This is a genomic window from Caballeronia zhejiangensis (assembly GCF_022879815.1).
In the GTDB taxonomy this organism is placed as follows: domain Bacteria; phylum Pseudomonadota; class Gammaproteobacteria; order Burkholderiales; family Burkholderiaceae; genus Caballeronia; species Caballeronia zhejiangensis.
This window is the reverse complement of record NZ_CP084286.1, coordinates 83298-106255: the sequence shown is the minus strand read 5'-3', so window position 1 is coordinate 106255 and position 22958 is coordinate 83298. Positions and strand designations below refer to the sequence as shown.

Genomic DNA, 22958 nt, shown 5'->3' with positions numbered 1-22958 from the left:
TCGCTCAGAGATCGAGCACCAGCACGGGCGAACGGGAACGCGACACGCAGCAGCAAATCACGCTGTTGCTTGCGCGTTCCGCTTTGCTCAAACAGTGATCGCGATGCTCGGGCTCGCCGCTCACGACATCCACCATGCACGTACCGCAAACGCCTTCGCCGCACGAGGTATCGACTTCTATGCCGATGGAGGCGAGCGCATCGACGATCGACGTGCTCTTGTCCACGCGAACCGTTTGTCCGCTGCTTGCGAGTTGCACCTCGAAGCTGTCCAACGAGGCTTCGGCCGTGGCAATCGGCTCGGCTTTGAAGCGCTCCAGATGGATCGCGTCCGCGGGCAGGCGAGCTTGCGCCGTCTCGACCACGGCATCCATGAAGGCGCTCGGCCCGCATGTGTAGACGTGTGCGTTCGGACCGGCATCGCGGATACATTCGTCGAGCTTGTCGCGCTGCTCGTGCCGCTCGACGCCGAAATGCAGCTTCACGTACGCGTTGAACGGGGCACGCGTCAGCAAGGTCATGAATGCCGCATGCGCCTCGCTGCGCGCGAAGTAATGCAGCGTGAAGCGCGCATTGCTCGCGACGAGGCGATAAGCCATCGACAGCAAGGGCGTGATGCCGATGCCCGCGCCGATCAGAATGTGCTCGCTTGCGGCCGCGTGAAGCTGGAACAGACTGCGCGGCGCGCCGACGGAAAGCTCGGAGCCCACGGTCACTTCCTCGTGAAGCGAGCGTGAACCGCCGCGCGATTGCGCTTCCTTCTTGACCGCGAAGATCTGCGTCCGGAGACATGCCGGATCGCCGCAGAGCGAGTACTGACGCGTGACACCCGAGGGGCCGGTCACATCGATATGCGCGCCGGGCTCATAGGGTTCGAAGGGCGCGCCGTCGATTCGCGAGACGCTGAACGAGCGCACGCCGTGCGCTTCCTCGCGCAACGCGTCGACTCGGACTTTCACGGTTTGAGCTTGCATGATCGCCTTCCTTTCGATGTGTTTCCCACAACCATGCATCGATCTTAGAGCCGCACGCCGAATAAGAAAAATAGGCTAAAAATCGTGTATCGCATCAATGTGACTGATGACGCGTTTCGTGCGTGAAGCGCAGCGTGACGACCGTCACGAGACTGAGCGCGATGAGAAACACCGCGACGGGCCAGGACGCGTGATAGTGCGAAAGCAACGCGGTCGCGAGGAGCGGCGACAGACCGCCAGCGAAAATCGAAGCCACTTCATGCCCGAGCGCAACGCCCGAGTAGCGCACTTCCGTGCTGAACAATTCGCCGACGAGCGCAGGCAAGGTGCCGATCATCGCGCCGTGACAGACGGCCGTGCCAAGCACCAGCGCAAGCCAGATGAGCGGCGTCGAATGCGTGTCCAGCAGCCAGAAGAACGGGAAGGCCATCGCCGCGAGCGATGCGGCGCCGATCATATACACGGGCTTGCGTCCGATGCGATCGGAGAGCTTGCCCCACAGCAGCATCGCGATCATTTCGACGACCATCGCGAGCATGACGCCGGTGAGCATCGTCGAATTCGGAATGCCGATGAACTTGCCGTACACCAGCGAAAACGCGAGAAAGATGTACGCGCCGCCGTTCTCCGCGACGCGCAGGCCCATCGCCATCAGTATTTCCTTCGGATGACGCTTGATCGCTTCGAGCACCGGCATATGCGACGTCTTGCCCGCTTCTTCCGCGTTCTCGAAGTCGCGACTCTCAGGCAGGCTATGACGAATGTAGACGCCGAGCGCGAAGATCACGATGCTCGCGAGAAACGGCAGGCGCCATCCCCACGAGATGAACTGATCGTGCGGCAAGGCCTGCACCGCGAGAAACGCCGCCGAGGAAAGAACGAAACCGCCGCCGACGCCGAGCTGACTCCACGCCGCGTAATAGCCGCGCTTTTCAGGCGGCGCGTTCTCGCTGATCATCAGTACGCCGCCGCCCCATTCGCCGCCGGACGCGATGCCTTGCAGCAGGCGAAGTGCGACGAGCGCAACAGGCGCCCACAGACCGACGTGATCGTAAGTCGGCAACAGGCCGATGCCGAACGTCGCGAAGCCCATGATGAGCAATGTCCAGACGAGCGACGCGCGCCGTCCATAACGGTCGCCGATATGGCCGAACACGATACCGCCGAGCGGCCGTGCGACGAAGCCCATCGCGAATGCCGCGAACGCGCCGAGCGTGCCGATCAGCGGGTCCGCATTGGCCGGAAAAAACAAACTGCCGAACACGAGTGCGGCCGCCGTTCCGTAGACGAAGAAGTCGTACCACTCCATCGCGTTGCCCGCGACCGACGCAATGACGATACGTCTGAGCGTGCGATCCGGCATTGCTGCGCTGGTTTCGGCGGTCGAGGTATGAACTGTTGCCATGTCTGCTCGCATTGAATGAGAAGGGCTGCAGCCTTCTAGAGGCTTCGCATGACAAACAGTGTCGTGGCGACACTCACCCCGGTCAAATTCGCCGAAAAGAACGCGTGATATCAGCGCAGCAAATGAGCGTCACGCGTCGGGCTGGCGAAACATCGAATGGATCGTATTGCGCAGCCACGCTACGCCCGGATCGCTCGTGAATTGCGTGTGCGAGTGCACCTGAATCTCGATGGGCGGCAGCGCAAAAGGCAATGGCAGAATGCGAAAGGCCTTACTACGATTGAAGCGCAGCGCGATGCTCTTGGGGAAGAGCACGGCAAGGTCCGTGTTCATCACGATTTCGGGCGCCACGACGAAATGCGGCAGCCGGACCGCGACATCGCGCTTGAAATTCAGCTCGTCGAGCCATTGCTCGACCATGCGATGGCCCGTCGCGTTGGTGCTCGCGTAGACGTAGCGCAAGGCGGTCAGGTCGTCGCGTGTCGGCCGCGACTTGCGTAACGGATGATTGGCGCGCACGACGCATACATGCTCGTCGACGAATAGCGTCTCGCTCACGCATCCCGCGTCGAGACCCGGCACATAGCCGAGCGCAAGATCGATTTCTCCGGCGCGCATGGCGCTGCTTACGGATTCCACCGGAACATTGACCGCTTCGATTCGAATGCCGCGCGCCTCGCGGTCGAGCAGCGCGACGAGCGGCGGCAGAAAAAAGAATTCCGACATGTCCGACATCGAAATGCGAAACACGCGCCGGGCGGTCGCGGGATCGAAGCTGGCGAGTTGCTGGACCGCCTCGTTGATGATCGACAACGCCTGCGCGAGCGGCGGATACAGCCGATGCGCGGCATCGGTCGGCACCATGCCGGCGGGCGTGCGCACGAAAAGCGGATCACCGAAGATCGTGCGCAAGCGCCGTAGCGCATGACTGACCGCGGGCTGCGTCAGTTCGAGACGTTCGCCGGCGGCGGTCAGGCTGCGCAAATCCCAGATGGCGAGGAACACGCGCAGCAGATTGAGATCGGCGATACCGGAGTTGAGCTTCGTCATACACGGTTGACTCACGAACGAGCGCTGGTCGCGCCATGCGGCCATCAATGTGTGGCGAGATTACCGTATGTGCTGTGCATTGCAAAATGCGGCGTGGCTCCGCGATAGGGCGGCAAGGTATGGAAATCGCGCCGCATCGATTCGCGCACCGGCGAGGCGAGTGCGTCGGCGAGCGCGGACGCATCGTCGAAGACGACCTTGTTGCGTTGCATCGCACTCGCGCGCGTGCAAGGCAGGCCGATGGTGCAATCGATGCGCGTGTAGATCTCCAGCTCGCGCAATCGCGGCAAGGTGGACATCAACGGCGCGTGATGCCGCAGGTAATGCGCGAGCCATGTGTCGAAGTCCTCGGCCGGCCCTTCGTACGCGACGAGATAGGTGCAGCGCTGAATGCGCGCTTGGGTGGATGGCGCGTGCGAGGCCAGCGCGCGCACGGCCATGACTTGCTGCATGAAGCGCCCGGCGATCAAAGGTTCTCGAAGCGCGCGATGGATCGGGCCATCGAGTCTCGCGGCAGCTTCGAGCGCGGCGAGTTCATCGAAATACAGTTGAAGCACGCACGATGGCGCATCGGCCGCGGGCGGAATGCGCGGATCGACGTGTTGCGATATCGGCTCGTGCACGACCAGACTGCGCAAGCCGTCGATGCGCTGCAATGGCGCAATATCGACCAGCGGGCGCTGCCCGCCCGCATCGATCAGAAACAGGCAGATTTGCATACTTACGCCGCCTCGCAGGAAGCAGCCGCGCGCGCGAGCCGATGAAACTGCCGGCCGAAGTACACAAGCCCATCGCCGTCTTCGCGCGAGCCGATGTGTTCTACCTGTACGAAAAGCACTGAATGCGAACCGACCTGCTTGCTGTCGACGATACGGCCTTCGAGACTCGCGATTGCATCGTCGAGCACGGGAAGTTGCAATGCGCCAGGCCGCGAACCGCAGCGCGCAAAGCGTTCGTCCATCGAGCCTCCGTCCATGCCCGCGAACGCGCGCGCCAGTTCCTGCGCGTGCGCGCCCAGCACGTTGATGCACGCCCGGCCGTTAGCAAGCAACACATCGTGAACGTAACTCGACTGATTGATGCAGACGAGCATCGTGGGTGGCGTATCGGTCACGGAGCACACGGCGCTTGCCGTGATACCGCAGCGTCCGTGCGGGCCGTCGGTGGTAATGACGTTGACGGCGGCGCCGAGCGAGGCCATCGCGTTGCGAAACTGTGTGCGCGCTTGATCGTGTGTCATGGCAGATGTCCTTTCAGGATTCGCGGGTTCAGGGATACGGCGTAACGGGCGGAATGCCGACGAAGATCGCGCCCGATGCGTCGTAATTGCCTTCGCCGAGAAAGGCGTGTTGCGTGACGACGATCGAATCGCGTACCAGACGCTGCATCCGGTTCTCGCGATAGATCGCGCCGATGCCCGCCATCTTGTACGCCTGCATCACGATATCGGCGCAGGTGTGGGCGGCGTGCGTCGCCGACAGACGCAGCAAGTTTGCTTCGGCAGGCAACACCGGGTCGCCCGCGAGCACCGTGCGCCACGATGCTTCCGCGCACTCGAAGAAGAACGCCCGCGCGCTGCGCAGTTGTGCTTCCGCCTGCGCGAGCCCGGAACGATAGTAGGCGCGATCGGCGAGACGCGGCGCACCGGTCGTGGTTTTCGTCACGCCGGACATCCCCGCCAGCAGGTCGAGCGCCGCGCGCGCCAGGCCGATGTTCACTGCCGCATGCACCTGCGCCTGATACGCGACGGCGGGATACCGGTACAGCGGTTCATCGATCAGCGGCGTGCCGCCGCGCACGAAGGTCCATTGTTCCTCGACGTATTTGTCCTTCAGGCGCAGATCATGGCTGCCCGTGCCCTGCATGCCGACCACGTTCCAGTTATCGACGATCTCCACTTCGCTCGCCGGGAAAACCGCAGTAAAAGGCTTGCCGGCGTTCTTGTCGTCGGTGCCGGCCGGCGCCCCGCCGATTCCCACGCCGATCCAGTCCGCGCCCTTGCAGCCGCTCGCAAAGCGCCACTGTCCCGACACGAGGAATCCGCCGGGCGCGCGCTCGGCCTTTTGCAGCGGATACAAGCCGCCCGCGAAGACCTGATCGGGACCGGCCGCATAGATTCGCGCCTGGGTCTCCACAGGCAGTGAAGCCAGGTACGTGTTCGCGGAGCCGAACGCCGCGACCCAGGCGGCCGATCCGTCCGCGATCGCGATACGTTCGAGCATCTCGAGGAAGCGCGCGGGCGGCAGCGCATCGCCGCCGAAACGTTTGGGCGTGCTCGCGCGGAAAATCCCCGCGCGCTTCATCTTGCCGACCATATCGCGCGGCACGTGGGACAGGGCGTCGAACTCGTCGCGGCGGCGCTCGACTTCCTCGATCAGCGTATCGAGGTGCAGCGGTCCGGCGTACTCGGGATAGTCGTTTTGCGAATCGATGATGGCTTCGCTTCGAAGGGCTTGCATAGGTGATACCTCTCGGTCGATGTGTGTCGATGTCATTCGGGCTGACGGCGTGCAGCGGCGCGCATCGCTTTGGGATACGTCTCGCGTGCGAGCAGCGTGGCGACGACGGTGATCAGGCCGAGTACGCCCAGATAAATGGCGACTGGCACGGCGCTGTGATAGTGGGCGAGCAACGCGGTGGCGATCATCGGCGAGAGGCCGCCGCCGAGTACGGAAGAGACTTCCCGGCCAATGCCGAGTCCCGAGAAACGCAGGTGCACCGGCAACATCTCGCTGATGAACGCGGGCTGCGCGCCTTCGAGAATGCCGAGCGTGATGCTGTTCGCGAGGACGAGCGCCGCAACCACCTTCCAGTACTCGCCCGAGCCGAGCAGCGCGAAGTACGGCCACGCGACCAGTACGATGGCGATTGCGCCGGCGAGATACACCGGCTTGCGTCCGACCTTGTCGGTCACCCAGCCGAAGAAGAGCGAAACGGGGATCATCAGCAGCATCGAAATGCACAGGCCGCTCAGAACCCAACTCGACTTGATGCCCAGAAACTGCCCGTAGGCGATCGAAAATGCGAAGAAGAGGTAGGACGCCGCGCCCTCGCCGAAGCGCAGGCCGAACACGGTCAGCACTTCGCGCGGACATTGGCGCAGCACTTCGATGACAGGCATCCGGCTTTCGTGGCGCGTCGCCTTGACTTCGGCGAATGCGGCACTTTCTCCGACGGAGCGGCGCATCCACAAGCCGAGAAGAACGAGTGCGGCGCTCGCGAGAAACGGAAGGCGCCATCCCCAGCTCTGAAAGTCGCCCGCCGGCAAGTTCTGCACCAGCAGGAACGCACCGGTGGACAGGACGAAGCCGAGTGCCGCGCCACACGGGCTCCACGCCGCGAGCGCGCCGCGCTTCGATTGCGGCGCGTTCTCGTGGATCAGCAGGATACTGCCGCTCCATTCGCCGCCGGCGGCCAGTCCCTGAAGAATGCGCAACAGAACGAGCATCGCGGGCGCCGCAATGCCGACCTGCTGATAGGTCGGCAAAACGCCCATCAGGACCGTGGCGGTGCCCATCGTGAGAAGGGTCAGCATCATCACGACCTTGCGGCCGTAACGGTCGCCGATATGTCCGCATAGCACGCCGCCGATGGGTCGCGCGATGAAGCCGACCGTGAAGCCGCCGAATGCGGCGATGGTGCCCGTGAGCGGATCGGTGCCGACCGGAAAGAACAGCTTGCCGAAGACGAGCGCGGCGGCGGTGCCGTACAGAAAGAAGTCATACCACTCGAGGATCTGGCCGAGCACTGCCGTCGTGACTGCACGGCGCACGTTGCTTGGGCGACGAGCCGATCGGGTTTGAGCGAGCGCGCTCAGGTCGGAATTCAGAGCTTCAGGGTTCATGGTTGGGGAAGACATGAGGTGATGGTTCCCGCTTCCCTGATGCTCAAGAAGCGGTGCGAGTCGTATCGATGCGATGCGATGGGCCCACGATATGAGCCTCGATAATCGCGGTCAAATTCGAGACAAAAATGCGCGACATGAATCTGGTGCATGTGCCGTTGCATGTCGTACGGAATAGCCCTTGCCTCGCATGACATATCGATCGCGCTTATCGCCGGTCATGCTTTTGGCTTATTTGCCGCGTGAAACGAGCGGCCGCAGACTGCGTGGCGCATCGCATTCATCACCGCAATGAGCCTTCATTGCGTCAATCAACAGAACGACTCGCATGGAACACGCACGTATGAAACTCGCCTTGGGAACTTCTCTGGCGCTGCTTGCAGTTGCAGGCACGGCGCACGCACAAAGCGCGGTGACGCTGTACGGCATCGTCGACGATGGCTTCAACTGGACATCGAACGCCGGCGGCCACAATCTCTACAACCTGTCGAGCGGCGTCATGCAGGCCAGCCGCTGGGGATTGAGGGGCAGGGAAGAGCTTGGCGGCGGGCTTGCTGCGCTGTTCGTACTCGAGAACGGCTTCGACCTGAATAACGGCTCGCTTGCGCAGAAGAACCGCGGCAGCACGCAAGGTCTGATGTTCGGCCGGCAGGCGTACGTGGGCTTGTCCAGTGCTTACGGCACCGTGTTGCTCGGGCGGCAATACGATTCGGTCGTGGATTATGTGGGCCCGTTCGAGTCCGGTACCCAGTGGGCGGGATATATCGGCGCGCATCCAGGCGATCTGGATAACCTCAACAACGCGTATCGCGTGAACAACGCGATCAAGTTCGTCAGTAAGGCTTACTACGGCGTTACCTTCGGCGGCGTCTACAGCCTGGGCGGCGTCGCGGGTGCGGTCTCGCGCAACCAATTGTGGTCGCTCGGTGCGGGCTATGCGAACGGCCCGCTGACGTTGGGCGTCGGTTACCTGAACGCGCGCAATCCGAACGTCGGCTTCTTCGGCGACAACGGCGCAAGCACGCCGCCCGCTGCGAGCGCGAACTTCATCTCTTCGCCCGTCTATAGCGGCTATGCATCGGCTCGTACCTATCAGGTGGTCGCGGCGGGCGCTGCTTATGCATTCGGCGCGGCCACGGTAGGTGCAACGTATTCCAACGTGCAGTTCAAGAACCTCGGCGATACCGCGAACTCCGGTCCCAATCCGCGCGGCTATTCCGGCAATGCGAACTTCAATAACGTCGAAGTCAACTTCAGGTATCAGCTCACGCCGGCGCTCCTGCTCGGCGCGGCATTCGACTACACGAAGGGCGGTGACGTCGATTCGGCCACCGGCAACAATCCCGGCGCCAAGTATTACCAAGGCGCCCTCGGCGCCGATTACTTCCTGTCTAAGCGCACCGATGTCTATCTGATCGGCGTGTACCAGAAGGCATCCGGCATCGATTCCACCGGCACAGCGGCGGTTGCGGCGATCAACAACCTCACGCCGTCGACGAGCGATCGTCAAAGCACGGTCCGCGTGGGCATCCGCCACAAGTTTTGAAGCCAGCCGACATTCGCGCCGGGATGTCATCCATTTCACGGATGGCATCAACCACATTTGATCTATTTGACGGATATGCGGGTGCGGCCTAATTTGTCGTCGAGACGACGCGTGAGTCCGCGCGTGGTACCGCGGAACGGAATACCTGTGTCGTACCCCCCATACCTATGGAGACAACATCGTGAGCGTCAAAGTATTCGATACGAAGGAAGTTCAGGGCCTGCTTTCGGCCGCCGCCAATCTCGGCAGCGATAACGGCAATGCACGTGCGAAGCAGATCACGCATCGGCTGCTAAGCGACCTGTTCAAGGCCATCGACGACCTCGATATGACGCCCGATGAAATCTGGGCAGGCGTGAACTACTTCAACCGGCTCGGTCGCAACGGGGAAACGGCCTTGCTCGCGGCGGGTCTCGGTCTCGAGAAGTTTCTCGACATTCGCATGGATGCGCAGGACCGTCACGCGGACATTCACGGCGGCACACCGCGCACCATCGAAGGTCCGCTGTATGTGGCGGGCGCACCGTTGCGCGATGGTGTGGCGAAGATCGACCTCAATCCGGACGATGACGCCGGGCCGCTTGTCATTCGCGGCACCGTAACCGGTCCCGACGGCAAGCCTGTCGCGGATGCCGTCGTGGAGTGCTGGCATGCAAACTCGAAAGGCTTCTACTCGCATTTCGATCCGACCGGCGCACAGAGTGACTTCAACTTGCGTGGCGCGGTGAGAACAGGACAAGACGGCAAGTACGAGTTCCGCACGCTCATGCCCGTAGGCTATGGATGCCCGCCTCACGGTTCGACGCAAGAATTGCTGAACGCGCTTGCACGGCATGGCAATCGTCCTGCACACGTTCATTTCTTCGTGACGAGCGATAACTTCCGCAAGCTGACCACGCAGATCAACATCGAGGGCGATCCGCTCATTTGGGATGACTTCGCGTATGCCACGCGCGAGGAATTGATTCCTCATGTCGTCGAAAAGAAGGGCGGCTTTGCGCTCGGTCTAAAGGCGGACGCTTACAAGGAAATTCAGTTCGATATCGCGCTGACTCGCCTCGTCGAAGGCAAGGACAATCAGCTTGTCAGTCGTCAGCGCGCGGCGGTGACGGCTTAAGTCGGCGAAGCGGCTGACTCCGCTTCCATTTGCTGCGGCAGCGACGATGTTCATCGCGTTGGCGGCGATGGGCGAGAGTGACGAATCACCTGATCGCGGGTGCTACGCTCTGCAGCAAAGCCTGAAGGTCGTCGATGTTGAAGGGCTTGGAAAGAATCGTTACACCGGCGTTTTTTGCTCGTTCGAACTCGTCGGCATAGCCGGTCATCAGCGCAATAGCCTGCTTCGGCCATTTCCGCCGCACTTTTTCCGCAACATCGATTCCGTTGTTGAGCCCAGGCATTTGAATGTCGGAGAGAATGAGATCGAACTTCGCGCCGTCCTCCAGCAGACCTAGCGCTGCATCTCCGGTGAGTTCGTGTCGGGATTGCCAGCCGAACACCTCCAGTACGGCCGAAAGTCCCGCGGCCACTTCCTCGTTGTCTTCGACCAGCAAAATGGAACCCTTGGTCGCCTCCGTCACCGTGACGGGTGGTGAGGGAGACACGGTCGTCGCTTTGGCTTTGGCTTCGGCCTGCCCGGAGCCACGGGGAAGAATGAGCGACACGGTCGTTCCTTTACCTTCCTCGCTCTCGATGCGTGCTGTTCCGCGCGCCTGCTCGCACATCGCGATGACCTGCGCAAGGCCGAGCCCCGTGCCAGCGTTCGCGGCTTTGGTCGTAAAAAGCGGCTCGAAGGCGCGTTGCATCACTGATGCCGGCATGCCGACGCCGGTATCGGAACAAGCGATGACAACATAGTCACCGGGCTTCAGGCTTCCTTTCGAAGTATCGAGCGTGATGTTCCTGGTGCGAATGGTAAAGTCGCCGCCGCCGGGCATTGCATCCCTGGCATTCACCGCAAGGTTTATCAGCGCCGATTGAAGTTCGGTTTGGTCAACGTAGATTGGCCAGATTTCGTCAGAAGACCTGATGTGAAAGCGGATGCGCTCATTGAGCGACATCTGAATCAGAGAGGCTTCCCGTTCGAGCCAATCTTTGACATCCACGAACTCCTCACGCAGCGGTTGCTTGCGAGCGACGCTGAGTAGCCGCCTTGCCAGGACCTCCGCCGAAGCGGAAGCCCGTTCCACTGCGATGACTTCTTTCTCCAGTCCGTTGAAGTGCTTGCGACGGGCCAGTTCCATGTTCGCCTTGACCACCATGAGGAGATTGTTGAAGTCATGCGCGACGTTTGCCACGAGATTGCCGAGTGCGCCCATACGCTTCATCTGACGGCTTGTTGCTTCCGCGGAAACGCGCATCCCGAACTCGGCTTTCCATCTGTCCCACGCCGTTCGTTCACGTTTCAGACGGCTCAAACTGAACACGACCAGAAACCAGATGCCTACGCATGGAACCAGCGTCGCGATGGCGATAAGACCGTCGTGTCGCAACCATCTGTATGTAACCGTCGAGACCGGGATTCCGGAGGTCACGTAAAGCGGGTATGAGCCGACCTCTCGATACACCAGGAGCTTCTCGACGCCGTCGAGCGTCGAGAAACCCTTGAGACGTCCGCTTTGCCGATTAGCCTGAATAGCTTCCAGCAAGGGTTGACTGCTTGTCGGTGCGCGTCGCGCTTTTGGCTCGGGAAATCGAACGAGCGTAGTACCGTCGCTTCGGAAAAGGCCCACCGTCAAAGCCCGGTCATGTGCGGTCAGCCGGTCGTAGAACGACGAGAAATAATCGCGTCGAAGGGATATGGCCAAGACACCGAGATACTGGCCACTCGAGTCGTATCGAGGGAACGTCACATCGAAAACGTCCCGAGCCGGGTCGGATATTTGTTCGGGCCGCAGCATGCCAACTGCCGCAGAAGCGGCATGGCGTGCAGACCAGATATCCGAGCGGTCTCCAATCGATTGAAGGCCGACCGGATAGGTGCTGCTGCTGGCAAGCAAATTTCCTTTCCGGCCAAAGACAGCAATCGAGAAAACCGATGGCACCCGCTCGGCGGTTTGCCTCAGAAAGCGATGAACAGATTGCTGTCGCGCGCGAAGTGGGACATCCCCGTCGTCACCGAGAAAGGCCATTATTCGAAGCGATACCTCCTGATTCACGTCGAGGACTTTTACGGCCTGCTCCTCGGCAACTCGCGAGAGTCTGTCGATTCCTTCAGTCGAATCCGCGATTCTGGTTTGAAAACCGAAATAACCGTACGTGGCGAGAAAAAGCAATGGTGTGATGATTGATGCTGCAAGCACGGCGAGCAGCATGCGCCGGGTCACGCCAAAGTCGCGTGGCGGAACGGGGATATCGAGCGCAGTGCTGTCCGGGACAGATGTTTCCTGATGGGCAATCATGGGACTTCGGGGCGGGGCGCGAAGGCGAAGTCTATTCAGATGTTCGTACGACGTCAAACTTACCGTTGGCGCGGCGGTCGTCGACGTGTTTAAGGGCCGGATAGATACGGCGTCATGGAATCTTTTTTTGCTCGCACGATTTTCTTGAAGCCCTGCGTCTTTGTTTGGCGAGCGTTCGTATTGACTGATACGTCGCTAGATTTGTGGCCGACGCCGTAATACTTACTTGAATTTGAACAAGATTGGAGAACTCCCATGCTCCACCGACTCGATGTCCGTAGAACCCTTGCGTTGTCGGTTTCCATCGCGACGTTGTTAGCTGCAAGCTCGGCAGTTGCAGGTGGTAATGGCAACGGTGGAAATGGCAGCGGCGGATCTCACGGTGCCGCCACGTCGGGCATGACGTATCACAGTGAGCCGGTATCGAGCCCTTGGAATCGAGTTCCGGGGGACATGCCGAGAGAGGTAAATTCGACGGATGCCAAAGCGCGTTCCACGTCGGCGGGTACGCCCGATATGTCGATGGCACCGGGAGAATAGGGTATCGGGTAATCGACTGGAAGAGGGCGGCGACGTTCTCGCGATGTGAATATTTCGGATGCCGATGCAATTACCCCGCAATCGACGACTTACCCGCACCGCATCCAACCGACGGCGAAGCCGGTCAACCCCGGCGCGGGCGAAGCCGATCTGGCAATGCGCGGCGCGACGCCGCCTCGCCAGTCGTACCTGTTCGCTTACTGGCTCGCACCGGCGGGTGCGTCGCTGGCGGCGGTCGCCGGGAAGCTGGCGGCAGCCGGCGCGGATGACCCTGCGCTGTCGCTTGCCGCGGTGCTTCCGCCGCTCGTATTGCGGTTGCAGCCCGACGTAAAGCAAAGGGACGCCGTCACTGCGGCGATCAACATGGCCCTGATCGTGATGGTTCGGTTCATGGCGTGCTCCTCATGGACTTATCGAGTCAAATGGCGCTGCGTTCGACCGGCAGCGCCGATGTCAGTCGGGTGACTTCAGGCGGTCGCCTTCGCTTTGCGTGCCCGGCGGTGTTCCCGGCTTGGTAGCGGGACCGGCGTCCGGCGCGCGATCCTCGTTGGGGCCGCGCGGCGCCGGCTCCTTCGGGTTCGCCGGGATGTTCTCGGTGTGTCCCGGCACCGGCTGCCCTTCGATATGCTGCGGCGTCTGTTCGTCGGTCATGATTGCCTCGTCGATGCCTGATGGTTGTCCGGCTTGGGATCGGGTTCCGCCGTGGTATCGGTGCCGCTCTTGCCATTGCTGCGGTTGGTGATCTCGCCGGTTTCGTCGAGGACGTCGTCGAGATCGTCGTCGGCATCCTCGTCGGGAGCCGACAGCCATTGAAGCAGCGGCAGACGCGCTGTGTACTGCGATGCAGGCAAGAAGAAGTGGGTCATCGTGATCGCTCGATTGGCTGAAGGTAGTGAGATCGAGCAAGCGTTATTCCATCAGCGTGACGAGCGCATGCATTGCCGACTCCGCACTCAGGCGCCGTTGCCATCGCTTCGCGCTGCGCCGCGCATCTCGTCCGCCGGACGCGGAAAGCCCGTGCGGTCAAGATAAAGCTGGGCGTAATGCTCCGAGCGTTCGCTGCGCTGCCGCGCCCGGTCATCGGACAGCGAAGTCACCGCGCGCGCATCGAGCGCGGTGACGCCCGCGACGTTGAGCAAGGCGCCGAGCGCACGCGTGTGCGCGCCTTGCCGGCGTTCGCGTGGCGCCGTCGCCACGGTCATCAGATCGAGCGCGTCGCCGCCGATGCGCGCCATCAGATACGGAGACGGATCGCGCGACGAAAGTATGCCGATGCCGCAGGCAATCTCTCTCAGCCCATACAGCCTGACGAGGCCAGGGCTGACGCGCAGGCCGGACATGCGTGCGACGGTACGGGGCGCAAGCAGTTGGGCGGTTCCCAATGCGAGACTGAAGAATGCGAGTCCACGGGCAAGCGAGTGGCCCTTCGCTTGCTGGTTGTCGGTCGCGGGATACTGGCTCATGGTGTGTTCCGGCTAGGTATGACGACTGGATGAACGAACATGTCGAAGCCTTATGCAAGGCTTATTTCTTCGCTTCCTGACCGGATGCCGAGCGGTCGAGATATTCGGTCGAGATGGAAGGGATGTGTTCGAGCAGCCATTGCGCCATTGCCTGCTCCTGAGGCAGGATCCGTTCGCACGCGGCCCGGGTTTCGGCATCGCCGCAGCGCGTCGCTGCCGCAATTAGCGAGGTGTAGGACGCGATCTCCATGTTCTCGAATACATAGCTCATGATGGCGCCTTTCACGACTTCGTCGGTCATCGTCATGCCGCCCGCCGCTTGCGCGAAGGCCATCATCTTGGCGGCAAGATCCTTGACCGTCGATGTGCTGCCGCCGAGCCGCTCGATGCACGCGGCGACGATCTTCTGCTGGTCCAGCGTTTCTTCCAGATGCTGATCGATACGCGCCTTCAGTTGCGGATAGTGCTCGAGGCGCCCGGACTGCGCGCGCAGCATTTGCTCGGCTTGCTGTTCCATCGCGTGCGCGTCGCGAAGCCAGTCGAGCAGGTGTTCGGTCGGTTGAGCCATGGTGTCTCCCGGATCGATGTGAACGGATGAGCGAAGCAATCGCGCTTCGCGCTGCCCGATGACTCGCAATCGTCATGCCGCGCATGTTCGTGGCATGACGACGAATAGTTAGGATGCCCTTCGTACTGTTGCGACATGAAAATAAAGCGCGATACTTCAAGCGCGCCTTGAATGGCGCGTTATCTTCCGTGGCTTCAGCCCGCCGTTTTCAGGCGGGCCTTTTTTTTGCACAAAGTCGCATCGAGCGGGGCAGATGGATCGACCAGCCCGTGCCCGATGTGCGGGCGAGTCACGCGCTTCCCGAGCATCTCGGGTACGCTTCGTCCGCTGCCGAAAGAAGGCATGAACATCGCACGCACCAGGAGTTTTTCCCATGCTCGCCGCAATTGCTACATTGCTCGTTTTCCAGTGTCTCGGAGAAGGGCTTTCCTATCTCTTCAGCCTGCCGGTGCCCGGCCCGGTCATCGGCATGCTTCTGCTCGCCGGATACTGCGCATTGCGTCCGGCCGCCGCGGCCACGCTCGAACCCACGGCGCTCGAACTGCTCCGGCACCTGTCTCTGCTGTTCGTGCCGGCGGGCGTCGGCATCATGGTGTCGGCGCATGCGCTGCGCGGCGACGTGCTTGCCGTCGTGTTCTCCGTTGCAGTCAGTACCACACTCGCGATCGCCGTCACCGCGCTCGTCATGCGTGCGATGCTGCGCGGCCGCCGCCGCGTCGCCCATGAACACGGAGACCGCACATGATCCCGGTGCCGCACTTCGGAGCGATCTGGGTCTATCTGGCGGCCACGCCGCTGCTCGGCCTTACCATCACGCTGCTCGCGTACCTCATCGCGCAGCGCATCTACGCGGCGTGCCGCTTCAATCCGCTCGCCAATCCGGTGCTGATTTCGGTGGCCATCGTCGTCGTGGTGCTCAAGACGAGCGGCACGGCCTACGAAACGTATTTCGACGGCGCGCAGTTCGTGCATTTTCTGCTCGGGCCGGCCACGGTCGCGCTGGCGTTGCCGCTTTATCGGCAGTGGGCGAATCTGAAGCGACTCGCGTGGCCGATTCTCGTGAGTCTCGCCGCCGGCTCGCTGACCGCGATCGTATCCGCCGTGTCCGTGGCGGCCTTGCTCGGGGCGTCGCGTCAGTCGATTGCATCGCTCGCGCCGAAGTCCGCGACGACGCCCATCGCGATGGCCGTGGCGAAGGAGATCGGCGGCGTGCCTTCGCTGACGGCGGTGCTCGTCATCACGACGGGCGTGTTCGGCGCCGTCACCGCGCGGGGTATCCTCGATGTGCTGCGCGTTTCCGACGTCGAGGCGCGCGGCTTCGCGCTCGGCGTGGCGTCGCATGGCATCGGCACGGCGCGCGCCTTTCAGGTCAGCGAAGAGATGGGCGCGTTCGCCGGCCTCGGCATGGGGCTGAACGGCGTGTTTACCGCGTTCGTCGTGCCCGTTCTGCTGCCTGTGTTGTCGAAGCTGCTGTGATGTCCGCGCGCCCGGCTTGAATGTCGACGGAATAGCCATTGCTGGCGACGACGGCATGGGTCGCGCCCCTCGCGACGTCACAACCGCCAAGGAACCTGTCCATGTCACAGCCTGCACTGTTCCAACCTGCGCGCTTGCGCAATCTGACCCTCGCCAATCGCATCGTGATCGCGCCGATGTGCCAGTACTCCGCCGAAGACGGCTGCATGAACGACTGGCATCTGATTCATCTCGGTCAGCTCGCGCTGTCCGGCGCGGCCTTGCTCACCATCGAAGCAACGGCCGTGCTGCCGGAGGGACGCATCACATATGCGGATGTCGGTCTCTGGAACGACGAAACCGAAGCGGCGCTGAAGCGCACGCTCGACGGCATCCGGCGATGGTCGGACATGCCGGTCGCGATCCAGTTGAGTCACGCGGGACGCAAGGCATCGACCGATGTGCCGTGGGAAGGCGGCGCCCAGATTTCAGCCGATCACGCGCATGGCTGGCAGACCGAAGCGCCTTCGAGCGTCGCCTATGAGGACGGCGAAGCGCCGCCGGTCGCGCTCGATGCGGCCGGACTCGCGCGCATCCGCGATGCGTTCACGGCGGCCGCCACGCGCGCGGCGCGTCTCGGCATCGATCTCATTCAGATCCACGCGGCGCATGGCTACTTGCTGCATCAGTTCTTGTCGCCGTTGTCGAACCGGCGCGACGATGAATACGGCGGTTCGCTCGAGAACCGCATGCGTTTTCCGCTCGAAGTGTTCGACGCCGTGCGCGCCGCATTTCCCGCCGAGCGGCCGGTGACGATCCGCGTGTCCGGCACCGATTGGGTCGAAGGCGGCTGGGACATCGAGCAGACCGTCGCATTCGCCAAAGCGCTCGAAGCGCGCGGCTGCGATGCCGTTCACGTATCGAGCGGCGGGCTTCATCCGGCGCAGAAGATTCCGGTCGGGCCGAGCTATCAGGTGCCGCTCGCGCGCGCCGTGAAGCAGGCGGTCGGGATGCCGGTCATCGCGGTCGGGCTGATCACGGGCATCGAACAGGCGGAGGCCATCGTCGGAACCGGCGATGCCGACATGATCGCGCTCGCGCGCACGGCCCTGTACGACCCGCGCTGGCCGTGGCACGCCGCGGCGGAGCTGGGCGCACAGGTGCGCGCGCCGAAGCAGTATCTGCGCTCGCAGCCGCATCAGTACCGGCATCTCTTCGAAGAAGACTGATCGTGCGATGCGGTCGCGCGCTCGAAGGGAGCGACGCTTGCAAGCCGGTTCTCATGGCGGCGTTCGTTCGCCGCCCTTCGCGCCGGGCGCGAGCACGTTCGGCAACACCGGATTCTCGGGCTGCGTATAGCGCACCTGCACGAGACGGGTGATCGCAGCGAGGCTCTCCTCGGCGGAATCCCGATGTTCGCGCTCGACGGCGGCGGTTTCGTCGGCGAGTTCGGCGTCGCCGATTACATCGCGGAACCATGTCGAATAGTCGCCGCGCCGCAGATGAAAGAGCCATGTGTCTTCATCGACGCCATCGGCCAGTTCGAGGAAAAGCGTGAGGTTGTGCGCGCGCAGCTTGAGCCGATTCTCCGGCCCGCGAAAGTAGAAACTGCGCTCGGGGATAAGCATGCCCGCCGCATATTTGCGCACATGACGGCGACGCTGCGTTTTGGCCGGCTCCACGCGAACGATGCGCGGATCGCCCCAGGCGTCGCCGCTGAGCGGCTCGCGCCGCCAGACGAGCGCCTGACCGACTTCGGGCGCGCCCGATAGCCGGCGCGGCATCGCGATGCCCGCGGCGCGCGCGAACTCCTCGAGCGCTTCCCAGGCGCCGGGACCTGCGCCGATGAACACGTTGACGCGTTCGAGCACGCGCTGCGAGATCGCGTTCGGATGCACCGTCGCGAAGATGGCCGGGCCGAGTTGCTCCGGCAGGGTTTCGTCGGCGGCGTTCGCGGCGTTCGGGAAAAGCTGATGCGCCTCGTCGAACAATATCCAGTGCGGTCGCCCGTTGAGCGCGCGGGTCGATTGCAGCTCGGCGAGCAGTTCGGCGCAGTACGAAGGCCGCTCGGCGAACGCAACGTGCATCAGATTCGCGACGACAGGCTGGCGCGGCTGGCGCAGCAACTTCATGATGTCGTCGCCTTTGGGCGCGTGCTCCGCATTGCCGATGGCGAGCGTCTTTTCGAGATTGTCGAAATCGCCTTCCGGATCGAGCGCGCAGAACTGATATCCCGCCGCGCACAGACGCTCCATGAGTCCGGTCAACAAGGTCGACTTGCCGCCGCCCGACTGCCCGGCGAGCAGCGCGACGGTGCCTTGCTGTTCGAGCGTTTCGGCGGTGTCTTCATCGCCGCCATCGCCGCTTACGGTGCGATGCCCGATCAGCAGGTTGTGCCGCGCGTCGCGTCGGCTCAGGTGTGCGAGGTCGTCGGCCAGAATCTTGTCGATGAGTTCCGCGACGCCCGCCCCGGCGACGCCTTCGAGACAGATATCCGCGTGCGCCTTCAGCACATCGAGCGCGTTGCCGACCGCGGCGCCGAACTCGCACGCGTCCAGCAGCGGATGATCGTTCTGCGCATCGCCGACGCCGACGGCATTGCGCGGCGAGAACGCCATCGCATCGAGGGCGGCATCGAGCCCCGTCGCCTTGCTGATGCCGGGCGCGAGAATCATCACCGCGTCGCCGTTGAACACGACGTGCAGATCGAGGCCGAGTTCGCGGATCGCTTCGTGCGCCTGTTCGTCGTACGGGCGCGATGTGGCGACGAGCGTCTCGCTCACGCTCAGGTGCTTCACGCCGCGTTGCCGCATCGCTTCGACGAACGCGGCGGGCGGCGGCGGCGCCAGAAGCGTGCGTTCGCGCGTCGCCGGGTGATAGAGCACGCCGCCGTTCTCCGCGACCACATACGAAAACCGGTCGATGCCGTCGCACAGACTCAGCAGATCGTCGAGTTCGCGGCCGGTGACGAGCACCATATGGCGGCCGGATTCGCGCAGCCGGTCGACGGCGCGCCACGTCGCTTCATCGACGCGGCCATGCTGCGCCAGCGTGCCGTCGTAATCGCTTGCAAGCACCATGCAGCGCATTCAAACCTCCGTCAATGTGAGCCGCGCGGTGCGCTCGCGCACGAGCCGCTCGTAGACCTCGACATAAGCACGCGCCATGCGCTCCGCCGTGAAAAACTGCTCGAAGCGCGCGCGGCATGCGCGCCGGTCGATCTCCGGCAATCGCGCGACGGCTTCGACCGCCTCGTCCTCGTCGCGCACGATGAACCCGCTCACGCCATGCTCGATGATCTCCGGCACCGAACCGCGCCCGAACGCGATGACCGGCGTGCCGCACGCGAGCGCTTCGATCATCGCGATGCCGAAGGGCTCCGGCCAGGCGATCGGAAAGAGCATCGCGCGGGCATGGCCGAGCAGTCCGCGCTTGCCGTGATCGTCGAGTTCGCCGACGAATTCGACGTGCGGCGCCTCGATGAGCGGTTCGACATCGCGAATGAAGTAGGGGCGATCCGCTTCGTCGATCTTCGCCGCGATCCTGAGCGGCACGTTCGCCCGCCGCGCGATGCGGATGGCCGCGTCCGGTCCCTTCGATGGCGCGATACGTCCGACGAACGCGAGATGCCGTTCCGCCCGCGCCTGAAACGGCAGCAACGCCGCGGGCATGCCGTGATGCACGGTCGCGGTCCAGCCGGCCCACGGCATCGGCTCGCGCTGCGCATCGGAGATGGACACGAGCGGCACATCGGCGAAACGCCGGTAAAGCGCGTCGAGGCCGGGCACGTCGAGCCGCCAGTGAAGCGTCGTAACGTGCGCGGCATCGAGCCGGCGCGCGTACGGAAAGCTCATGTAGTCCGTATGAAAATGCACGATGTCGAAATCGCCGGACGCGCGCACGACGTCCTCGAGCATCGCGAAGTGGAAGGCTTGCGGATCGGCGGTGTCTTCGAGCAGTCTCACGGCGCAGTCCGAACTCGCGACGAGCTTCGCGCGTGTGCGCGAGTCGGCGCTTGCAAAGAGCGTGACGTCGTGTCCCATCTTCACGAGTTCTTCCGTGAGCCAGGACACGACGCGCTCTATGCCGCCGTAACGTCGCGGCGGCACGCTCTCATAAAGAGTGGAAACCTGAGCGATGCGCATGGCCAATTACGCGAGTGAATGCAACCGGGAACGGCAATCGTCATGCCTGCATCGGGTCGCCGGGTGCCCATTCCTCGCCGCCTCGCGCTGGATCCGCGAGCAGCGTGCGATAAATCGCGAGGTAATCGCGCGTCATGCGCTCGGCGCTGAAGCGCCGCTCGAAGCTGCGCCGGCAATCGTTGCGACGAATGGTGCCGAGTTTCTGCACTGCACGCACGGCCTGTTCGACATCGTCGACGATGAAACCCGTCACGCCATGCTCGACGATCTCCGGCACCGCACCGCGCCGGAAAGCGATCGCGGGCGTGCCGGAAGCCATCGCCTCGATGAGCACGAGGCCGAAGGGCTCCTCCCAGCCGATCGGAAACATCAACGCACGCGCGTGGGAGAAGAGTTCGAGGCGCGTCTCGCCGCCCACTTCGCCGAGATATTCGACGAACGATTGCGAGGCCTCCAGCATCGGATAAATCTCTTCCCTGAACCACGCGCGTTCGCCGGGATGCACGGCCGCGGCGATCTTGAGCGGCAGCCCCGCGCGCCGCGCGATCTCGACGGCGCGCTCGATTCCCTTCTCGGGCATCATGCGGCCCACGAAAAGCAGATAGTCGCCGCCGTTCGGAGAGAAGCGCATGGCATCGAGCGGCAGGCCATGATGCACGGTGCCGATCCAGTTGGCGTGCGGTGTGTCCTTGCGCTGGCTGTCCGAGATGGAAACGAGCGGCGCATCGGGATAAGCCCCGTAGAGCGGACCGTGATCGGGCACGAGCAGTCGGCCGTGCACGGTCGTAAGCGACGGACACGACATATACCGCTGCAATGGCAGATGAAACGGCTCGCCGTGGAAGTGAACGAGGTCGAACTGCGCGGAGCGGCGTACGACGGCGTCGAGCTGACGCAGATGATGGCTCGTCGTATCCCACACGCGTTCGTCACGCCAGAGTCCCACCGGATGTGTCGCGCGAAGGCGCGCCTGGGTCTTGGAGTCGCCCGCAGCGAACAATGTGACGTCGCGACCCCACGCGACGAGTTGTTCCGTCAGCGCGGAAACGACGCGTTCGGTCGCGCCATAGGCTTTGGGGGGAACGCTTTCATAGAGCGGTGCAACTTGTGCGATCTTCATTTTGCGGTCCTTGCGGGCCGTTCGCTGCAAGCCCGATTGCTTGCGGATGACGGATAAGCTCGCCGAGCAATCGAAGGGCCACACGCGCGACGATCGCGGGTCGCGCTCGAAGCAGGCACGTCGCCGCCGCGATTCAGATCATTTGTCCTGGACGCCGGGCTTCGCCGGATGGCCGATTGCGCCGCCGGTGTGCTGATTGTCGTGGCCGGCGAGATATCGATCGATCAGCCGGCGCGCCTGCTCGACGCCGCCGCGCAGCGCTTCCGCGCTCGTCAGCCAGTTGGGTTCGACCGTCTCGACTCGAGGCAGAGCGACCGGCCGTCCGTTGCGGGTGACGCGCAGCTCGGGTGTCCAGTCGCCGGTTGGCGTTTGTTTCGTCGATACCTCGACGTCGTAGCCGCCAAGGGAAAAGGTCTCGGTTTTCATCGTCGGTCTTGTATCGGTTGGATCGGTTGTTTCGGGTGAACGAGGTCGCAGCAGCAGGCCCTATGCCCGACAGGCATCGAATCTGCTGTAAGCACGCATCGCATCGTGCACGACGCACGCAGCAGCGGCCTCAGGAGAAGAGTCAATGTCCGAATCGCAAGCAGGCGCCGAGTCGCCCCACCTCGACCACGATCAGCGCGAGCAAGCCGCGGATCATTCGACGCCGCATGCGCTCGTCATCCACGAAATCGTGCGCGAAGAGGGCGAAACCGCGATGGAGCGCACGGCCTCGGCGCTCATATGGTCCGGGCTCGCGGCGGGTCTTTCGATGGGTTTCTCCTTTCTCGTTCAGGCGATTCTGCAAAGCGAGCTGCCTGCATCCAAATCGCAGCATCTGATTGCAAGCCTGGGATATACGATCGGCTTCGTGTTCGTCATCCTCGGGCGTCAGCAGCTTTTCACCGAGAGCACGCTGACAGCGGTGCTGCCCGTGCTCACGCGGCGTGACTTGCGCACAGTGGGTAAAACGCTGCGCCTATGGTCGATCGTGTTGTTATCCAATCTCGTCGGCACCGCAGTATTCGCCGCGCTTCTGCAGTTCAAGGACGTGTTCGATCCCGACGTCAACGCGGCGCTCGCGGAGGTCGCGCGTGCGCCTTTCAGCGCCGGCTTCGGCGTGACGCTGGTGCGCGCCGTCTTCGCCGGCTGGCTGATCGCGCTGATGGTCTGGCTCTTGCCGAGCGCGCGGTCCGCGCGCCTGCTCACCATCCTGCTCGTGACTTACACCGTCGGCGTGAGCAAGCTGACGCACGTCATCGCCAGTTCGGCCGAGGCCGCGTATGCCGTGATGACGCACGCCGCGAGCATCGGCGATTACTTCGGCGTGTTCCTGCTGCCGACGCTTCTCGGGAACATGATCGGCGGGATATCGATGGTCGCGATCGTCAACCATGCGGCCATCGCGCCGGAAATCGGCGACACGCAGTAACGCGGACTCTGTCGCCACCGGAGCCGTGGACCGC

General features: G+C 63.1%; 23 protein-coding genes. 7 read left to right on the top strand and 16 right to left on the bottom strand.

Annotated features, from left to right (window positions below; genetic code table 11):
• Positions 1–4: 4 nt before the first annotated feature.
• The 7 genes from LDZ23_RS26650 to LDZ23_RS26620 all read right to left on the bottom strand — a co-directional run bounded on the left by LDZ23_RS26650 (position 5) and on the right by LDZ23_RS26620 (position 7272).
• Positions 5–973, bottom strand: a complete 969-nt coding sequence (locus LDZ23_RS26650) for a PDR/VanB family oxidoreductase (protein WP_008346721.1) — start codon at positions 971–973, stop codon at positions 5–7.
• Positions 974–1067: 94 nt separating this feature from the next.
• Positions 1068–2378, bottom strand: a complete 1311-nt coding sequence (locus LDZ23_RS26645; RefSeq protein ID WP_033535799.1) for an MFS transporter — start codon at positions 2376–2378, stop codon at positions 1068–1070.
• A gap of 129 nt (positions 2379–2507) precedes the next feature.
• Positions 2508–3428 (bottom strand): LysR family transcriptional regulator, encoded by a 921-nt coding sequence (locus LDZ23_RS26640; RefSeq protein ID WP_033535823.1) that lies wholly within the window; start codon positions 3426–3428, stop codon positions 2508–2510.
• Between the two features lie 44 nt (positions 3429–3472).
• Positions 3473–4147 (bottom strand): hypothetical protein, encoded by a 675-nt coding sequence (locus tag LDZ23_RS26635; protein WP_008346716.1) that lies wholly within the window; start codon positions 4145–4147, stop codon positions 3473–3475.
• A gap of 2 nt (positions 4148–4149) precedes the next feature.
• Positions 4150–4668, bottom strand: coding sequence for a flavin reductase (locus tag LDZ23_RS26630; RefSeq protein WP_008346713.1), 519 nt, complete (start codon positions 4666–4668; stop codon positions 4150–4152).
• A gap of 28 nt (positions 4669–4696) precedes the next feature.
• On the bottom strand, positions 4697–5887 hold the full coding sequence (locus LDZ23_RS26625) for an acyl-CoA dehydrogenase family protein (protein WP_008346712.1): 1191 nt from the start codon (positions 5885–5887) through the stop codon (positions 4697–4699).
• A 32-nt stretch (positions 5888–5919) separates the two neighbouring features.
• Positions 5920–7272 (bottom strand): MFS transporter, encoded by a 1353-nt coding sequence (locus LDZ23_RS26620; RefSeq protein ID WP_081851805.1) that lies wholly within the window; start codon positions 7270–7272, stop codon positions 5920–5922.
• A 343-nt stretch (positions 7273–7615) separates the two neighbouring features.
• On the opposite strand from LDZ23_RS26620, the gene LDZ23_RS26615 reads away from it, so the two are divergent.
• Positions 7616–8818, top strand: coding sequence for a porin (locus LDZ23_RS26615; RefSeq protein WP_008346709.1), 1203 nt, complete (start codon positions 7616–7618; stop codon positions 8816–8818).
• A 181-nt stretch (positions 8819–8999) separates the two neighbouring features.
• Positions 9000–9935 (top strand): catechol 1,2-dioxygenase, encoded by a 936-nt coding sequence (gene catA / locus LDZ23_RS26610; protein ID WP_244808295.1) that lies wholly within the window; start codon positions 9000–9002, stop codon positions 9933–9935.
• Positions 9936–10020: 85 nt separating this feature from the next.
• On the opposite strand, the gene LDZ23_RS26605 is transcribed toward catA, so the two are convergent.
• Positions 10021–12219, bottom strand: a complete 2199-nt coding sequence (locus tag LDZ23_RS26605) for a hybrid sensor histidine kinase/response regulator (protein WP_008346705.1) — start codon at positions 12217–12219, stop codon at positions 10021–10023.
• A 585-nt stretch (positions 12220–12804) separates the two neighbouring features.
• On the opposite strand from LDZ23_RS26605, the gene LDZ23_RS26600 reads away from it, so the two are divergent.
• Entirely contained in the window at positions 12805–13224 is a 420-nt protein-coding gene (locus LDZ23_RS26600; RefSeq protein WP_008346704.1) for a hypothetical protein, read from the top strand.
• On the opposite strand, the gene LDZ23_RS26595 is transcribed toward LDZ23_RS26600, so the two are convergent.
• The 4 genes from LDZ23_RS26595 to LDZ23_RS26580 form a co-directional block, all read right to left on the bottom strand.
• A complete protein-coding gene (locus LDZ23_RS26595) occupies positions 13213–13410 on the bottom strand; it encodes a hypothetical protein (RefSeq protein WP_008346702.1) in 198 nt (65 codons plus the stop codon). The genes LDZ23_RS26600 and LDZ23_RS26595 overlap by 12 nt on opposite strands.
• Entirely contained in the window at positions 13407–13625 is a 219-nt protein-coding gene (locus tag LDZ23_RS26590; protein ID WP_008346700.1) for a hypothetical protein, read from the bottom strand. The genes LDZ23_RS26595 and LDZ23_RS26590 overlap by 4 nt, the downstream gene beginning before the upstream one ends.
• 87 nt (positions 13626–13712) lie before the next feature.
• Positions 13713–14222 carry a hypothetical protein gene (locus tag LDZ23_RS26585; RefSeq protein ID WP_008346698.1) on the bottom strand — a complete coding sequence of 170 codons (510 nt, stop codon included), beginning with the start codon at positions 14220–14222 and terminating at the stop codon, positions 13713–13715.
• A 61-nt stretch (positions 14223–14283) separates the two neighbouring features.
• Entirely contained in the window at positions 14284–14790 is a 507-nt protein-coding gene (locus LDZ23_RS26580; protein ID WP_008346696.1) for a ferritin-like domain-containing protein, read from the bottom strand.
• A gap of 373 nt (positions 14791–15163) precedes the next feature.
• Here LDZ23_RS26580 and LDZ23_RS26575 point away from each other — a divergent pair, with 373 nt between their 5' ends.
• From LDZ23_RS26575 to LDZ23_RS26565, 3 genes are all read left to right on the top strand, one after another.
• The gene (locus LDZ23_RS26575; protein WP_008346694.1) at positions 15164–15535 is read left to right on the top strand and encodes a CidA/LrgA family protein; all 372 of its coding nucleotides are present in this window, start codon (positions 15164–15166) and stop codon (positions 15533–15535) included.
• Entirely contained in the window at positions 15532–16266 is a 735-nt protein-coding gene (locus LDZ23_RS26570; RefSeq protein WP_244808294.1) for an LrgB family protein, read from the top strand. Before LDZ23_RS26575 ends, LDZ23_RS26570 begins: the two co-directional genes overlap by 4 nt.
• A 101-nt stretch (positions 16267–16367) precedes the next feature.
• Entirely contained in the window at positions 16368–17474 is a 1107-nt protein-coding gene (locus LDZ23_RS26565) for an NADH:flavin oxidoreductase/NADH oxidase (protein ID WP_008346690.1), read from the top strand.
• 51 nt (positions 17475–17525) lie between these two features.
• Here LDZ23_RS26565 and LDZ23_RS26560 read toward each other — a convergent pair whose 3' ends face one another.
• The 4 genes from LDZ23_RS26560 to LDZ23_RS26545 all read right to left on the bottom strand — a co-directional run bounded on the left by LDZ23_RS26560 (position 17526) and on the right by LDZ23_RS26545 (position 21936).
• A complete protein-coding gene (locus LDZ23_RS26560) occupies positions 17526–19334 on the bottom strand; it encodes an HAD-IIB family hydrolase (RefSeq protein ID WP_008346689.1) in 1809 nt (602 codons plus the stop codon).
• Entirely contained in the window at positions 19335–20390 is a 1056-nt protein-coding gene (locus tag LDZ23_RS26555; RefSeq protein WP_008346687.1) for a glycosyltransferase family 4 protein, read from the bottom strand.
• A gap of 40 nt (positions 20391–20430) precedes the next feature.
• Positions 20431–21510, bottom strand: a complete 1080-nt coding sequence (locus LDZ23_RS26550; RefSeq protein WP_244808293.1) for a glycosyltransferase family 4 protein — start codon at positions 21508–21510, stop codon at positions 20431–20433.
• Between the two features lie 138 nt (positions 21511–21648).
• On the bottom strand, positions 21649–21936 hold the full coding sequence (locus LDZ23_RS26545) for a DUF6566 family protein (protein ID WP_008346683.1): 288 nt from the start codon (positions 21934–21936) through the stop codon (positions 21649–21651).
• Positions 21937–22081: 145 nt separating this feature from the next.
• Here LDZ23_RS26545 and LDZ23_RS26540 point away from each other — a divergent pair, with 145 nt between their 5' ends.
• Positions 22082–22924 carry a formate/nitrite transporter family protein gene (locus tag LDZ23_RS26540; RefSeq protein WP_008346682.1) on the top strand — a complete coding sequence of 281 codons (843 nt, stop codon included), beginning with the start codon at positions 22082–22084 and terminating at the stop codon, positions 22922–22924.
• Positions 22925–22958 lie beyond the last annotated feature (34 nt).

Coding starts and splice junctions, on each gene's coding strand:
- LDZ23_RS26595 (WP_008346702.1), bottom strand. CDS start 13,410: ATGACCGACGAACAGACGCCGCAGCATATCGAAGGGCAGCCGGTGCCG.
- LDZ23_RS26635 (WP_008346716.1), bottom strand. CDS start 4,147: ATGCAAATCTGCCTGTTTCTGATCGATGCGGGCGGGCAGCGCCCGCTG.
- LDZ23_RS26615 (WP_008346709.1), top strand. CDS start 7,616: ATGAAACTCGCCTTGGGAACTTCTCTGGCGCTGCTTGCAGTTGCAGGC.
- LDZ23_RS26575 (WP_008346694.1), top strand. CDS start 15,164: ATGCTCGCCGCAATTGCTACATTGCTCGTTTTCCAGTGTCTCGGAGAA.
- LDZ23_RS26645 (WP_033535799.1), bottom strand. CDS start 2,378: ATGGCAACAGTTCATACCTCGACCGCCGAAACCAGCGCAGCAATGCCG.
- LDZ23_RS26650 (WP_008346721.1), bottom strand. CDS start 973: ATGCAAGCTCAAACCGTGAAAGTCCGAGTCGACGCGTTGCGCGAGGAA.
- LDZ23_RS26565 (WP_008346690.1), top strand. CDS start 16,368: ATGTCACAGCCTGCACTGTTCCAACCTGCGCGCTTGCGCAATCTGACC.
- LDZ23_RS26585 (WP_008346698.1), bottom strand. CDS start 14,222: ATGAGCCAGTATCCCGCGACCGACAACCAGCAAGCGAAGGGCCACTCG.
- LDZ23_RS26640 (WP_033535823.1), bottom strand. CDS start 3,428: ATGACGAAGCTCAACTCCGGTATCGCCGATCTCAATCTGCTGCGCGTG.
- LDZ23_RS26580 (WP_008346696.1), bottom strand. CDS start 14,790: ATGGCTCAACCGACCGAACACCTGCTCGACTGGCTTCGCGACGCGCAC.
- LDZ23_RS26625 (WP_008346712.1), bottom strand. CDS start 5,887: ATGCAAGCCCTTCGAAGCGAAGCCATCATCGATTCGCAAAACGACTAT.
- LDZ23_RS26620 (WP_081851805.1), bottom strand. CDS start 7,272: ATGAACCCTGAAGCTCTGAATTCCGACCTGAGCGCGCTCGCTCAAACC.
- LDZ23_RS26550 (WP_244808293.1), bottom strand. CDS start 21,510: ATGAAGATCGCACAAGTTGCACCGCTCTATGAAAGCGTTCCCCCCAAA.
- LDZ23_RS26545 (WP_008346683.1), bottom strand. CDS start 21,936: ATGAAAACCGAGACCTTTTCCCTTGGCGGCTACGACGTCGAGGTATCG.
- LDZ23_RS26560 (WP_008346689.1), bottom strand. CDS start 19,334: ATGCGCTGCATGGTGCTTGCAAGCGATTACGACGGCACGCTGGCGCAG.
- LDZ23_RS26605 (WP_008346705.1), bottom strand. CDS start 12,219: ATGATTGCCCATCAGGAAACATCTGTCCCGGACAGCACTGCGCTCGAT.
- LDZ23_RS26570 (WP_244808294.1), top strand. CDS start 15,532: ATGATCCCGGTGCCGCACTTCGGAGCGATCTGGGTCTATCTGGCGGCC.
- LDZ23_RS26630 (WP_008346713.1), bottom strand. CDS start 4,668: ATGACACACGATCAAGCGCGCACACAGTTTCGCAACGCGATGGCCTCG.
- LDZ23_RS26555 (WP_008346687.1), bottom strand. CDS start 20,390: ATGCGCATCGCTCAGGTTTCCACTCTTTATGAGAGCGTGCCGCCGCGA.
- LDZ23_RS26590 (WP_008346700.1), bottom strand. CDS start 13,625: ATGACCCACTTCTTCTTGCCTGCATCGCAGTACACAGCGCGTCTGCCG.
- LDZ23_RS26540 (WP_008346682.1), top strand. CDS start 22,082: ATGTCCGAATCGCAAGCAGGCGCCGAGTCGCCCCACCTCGACCACGAT.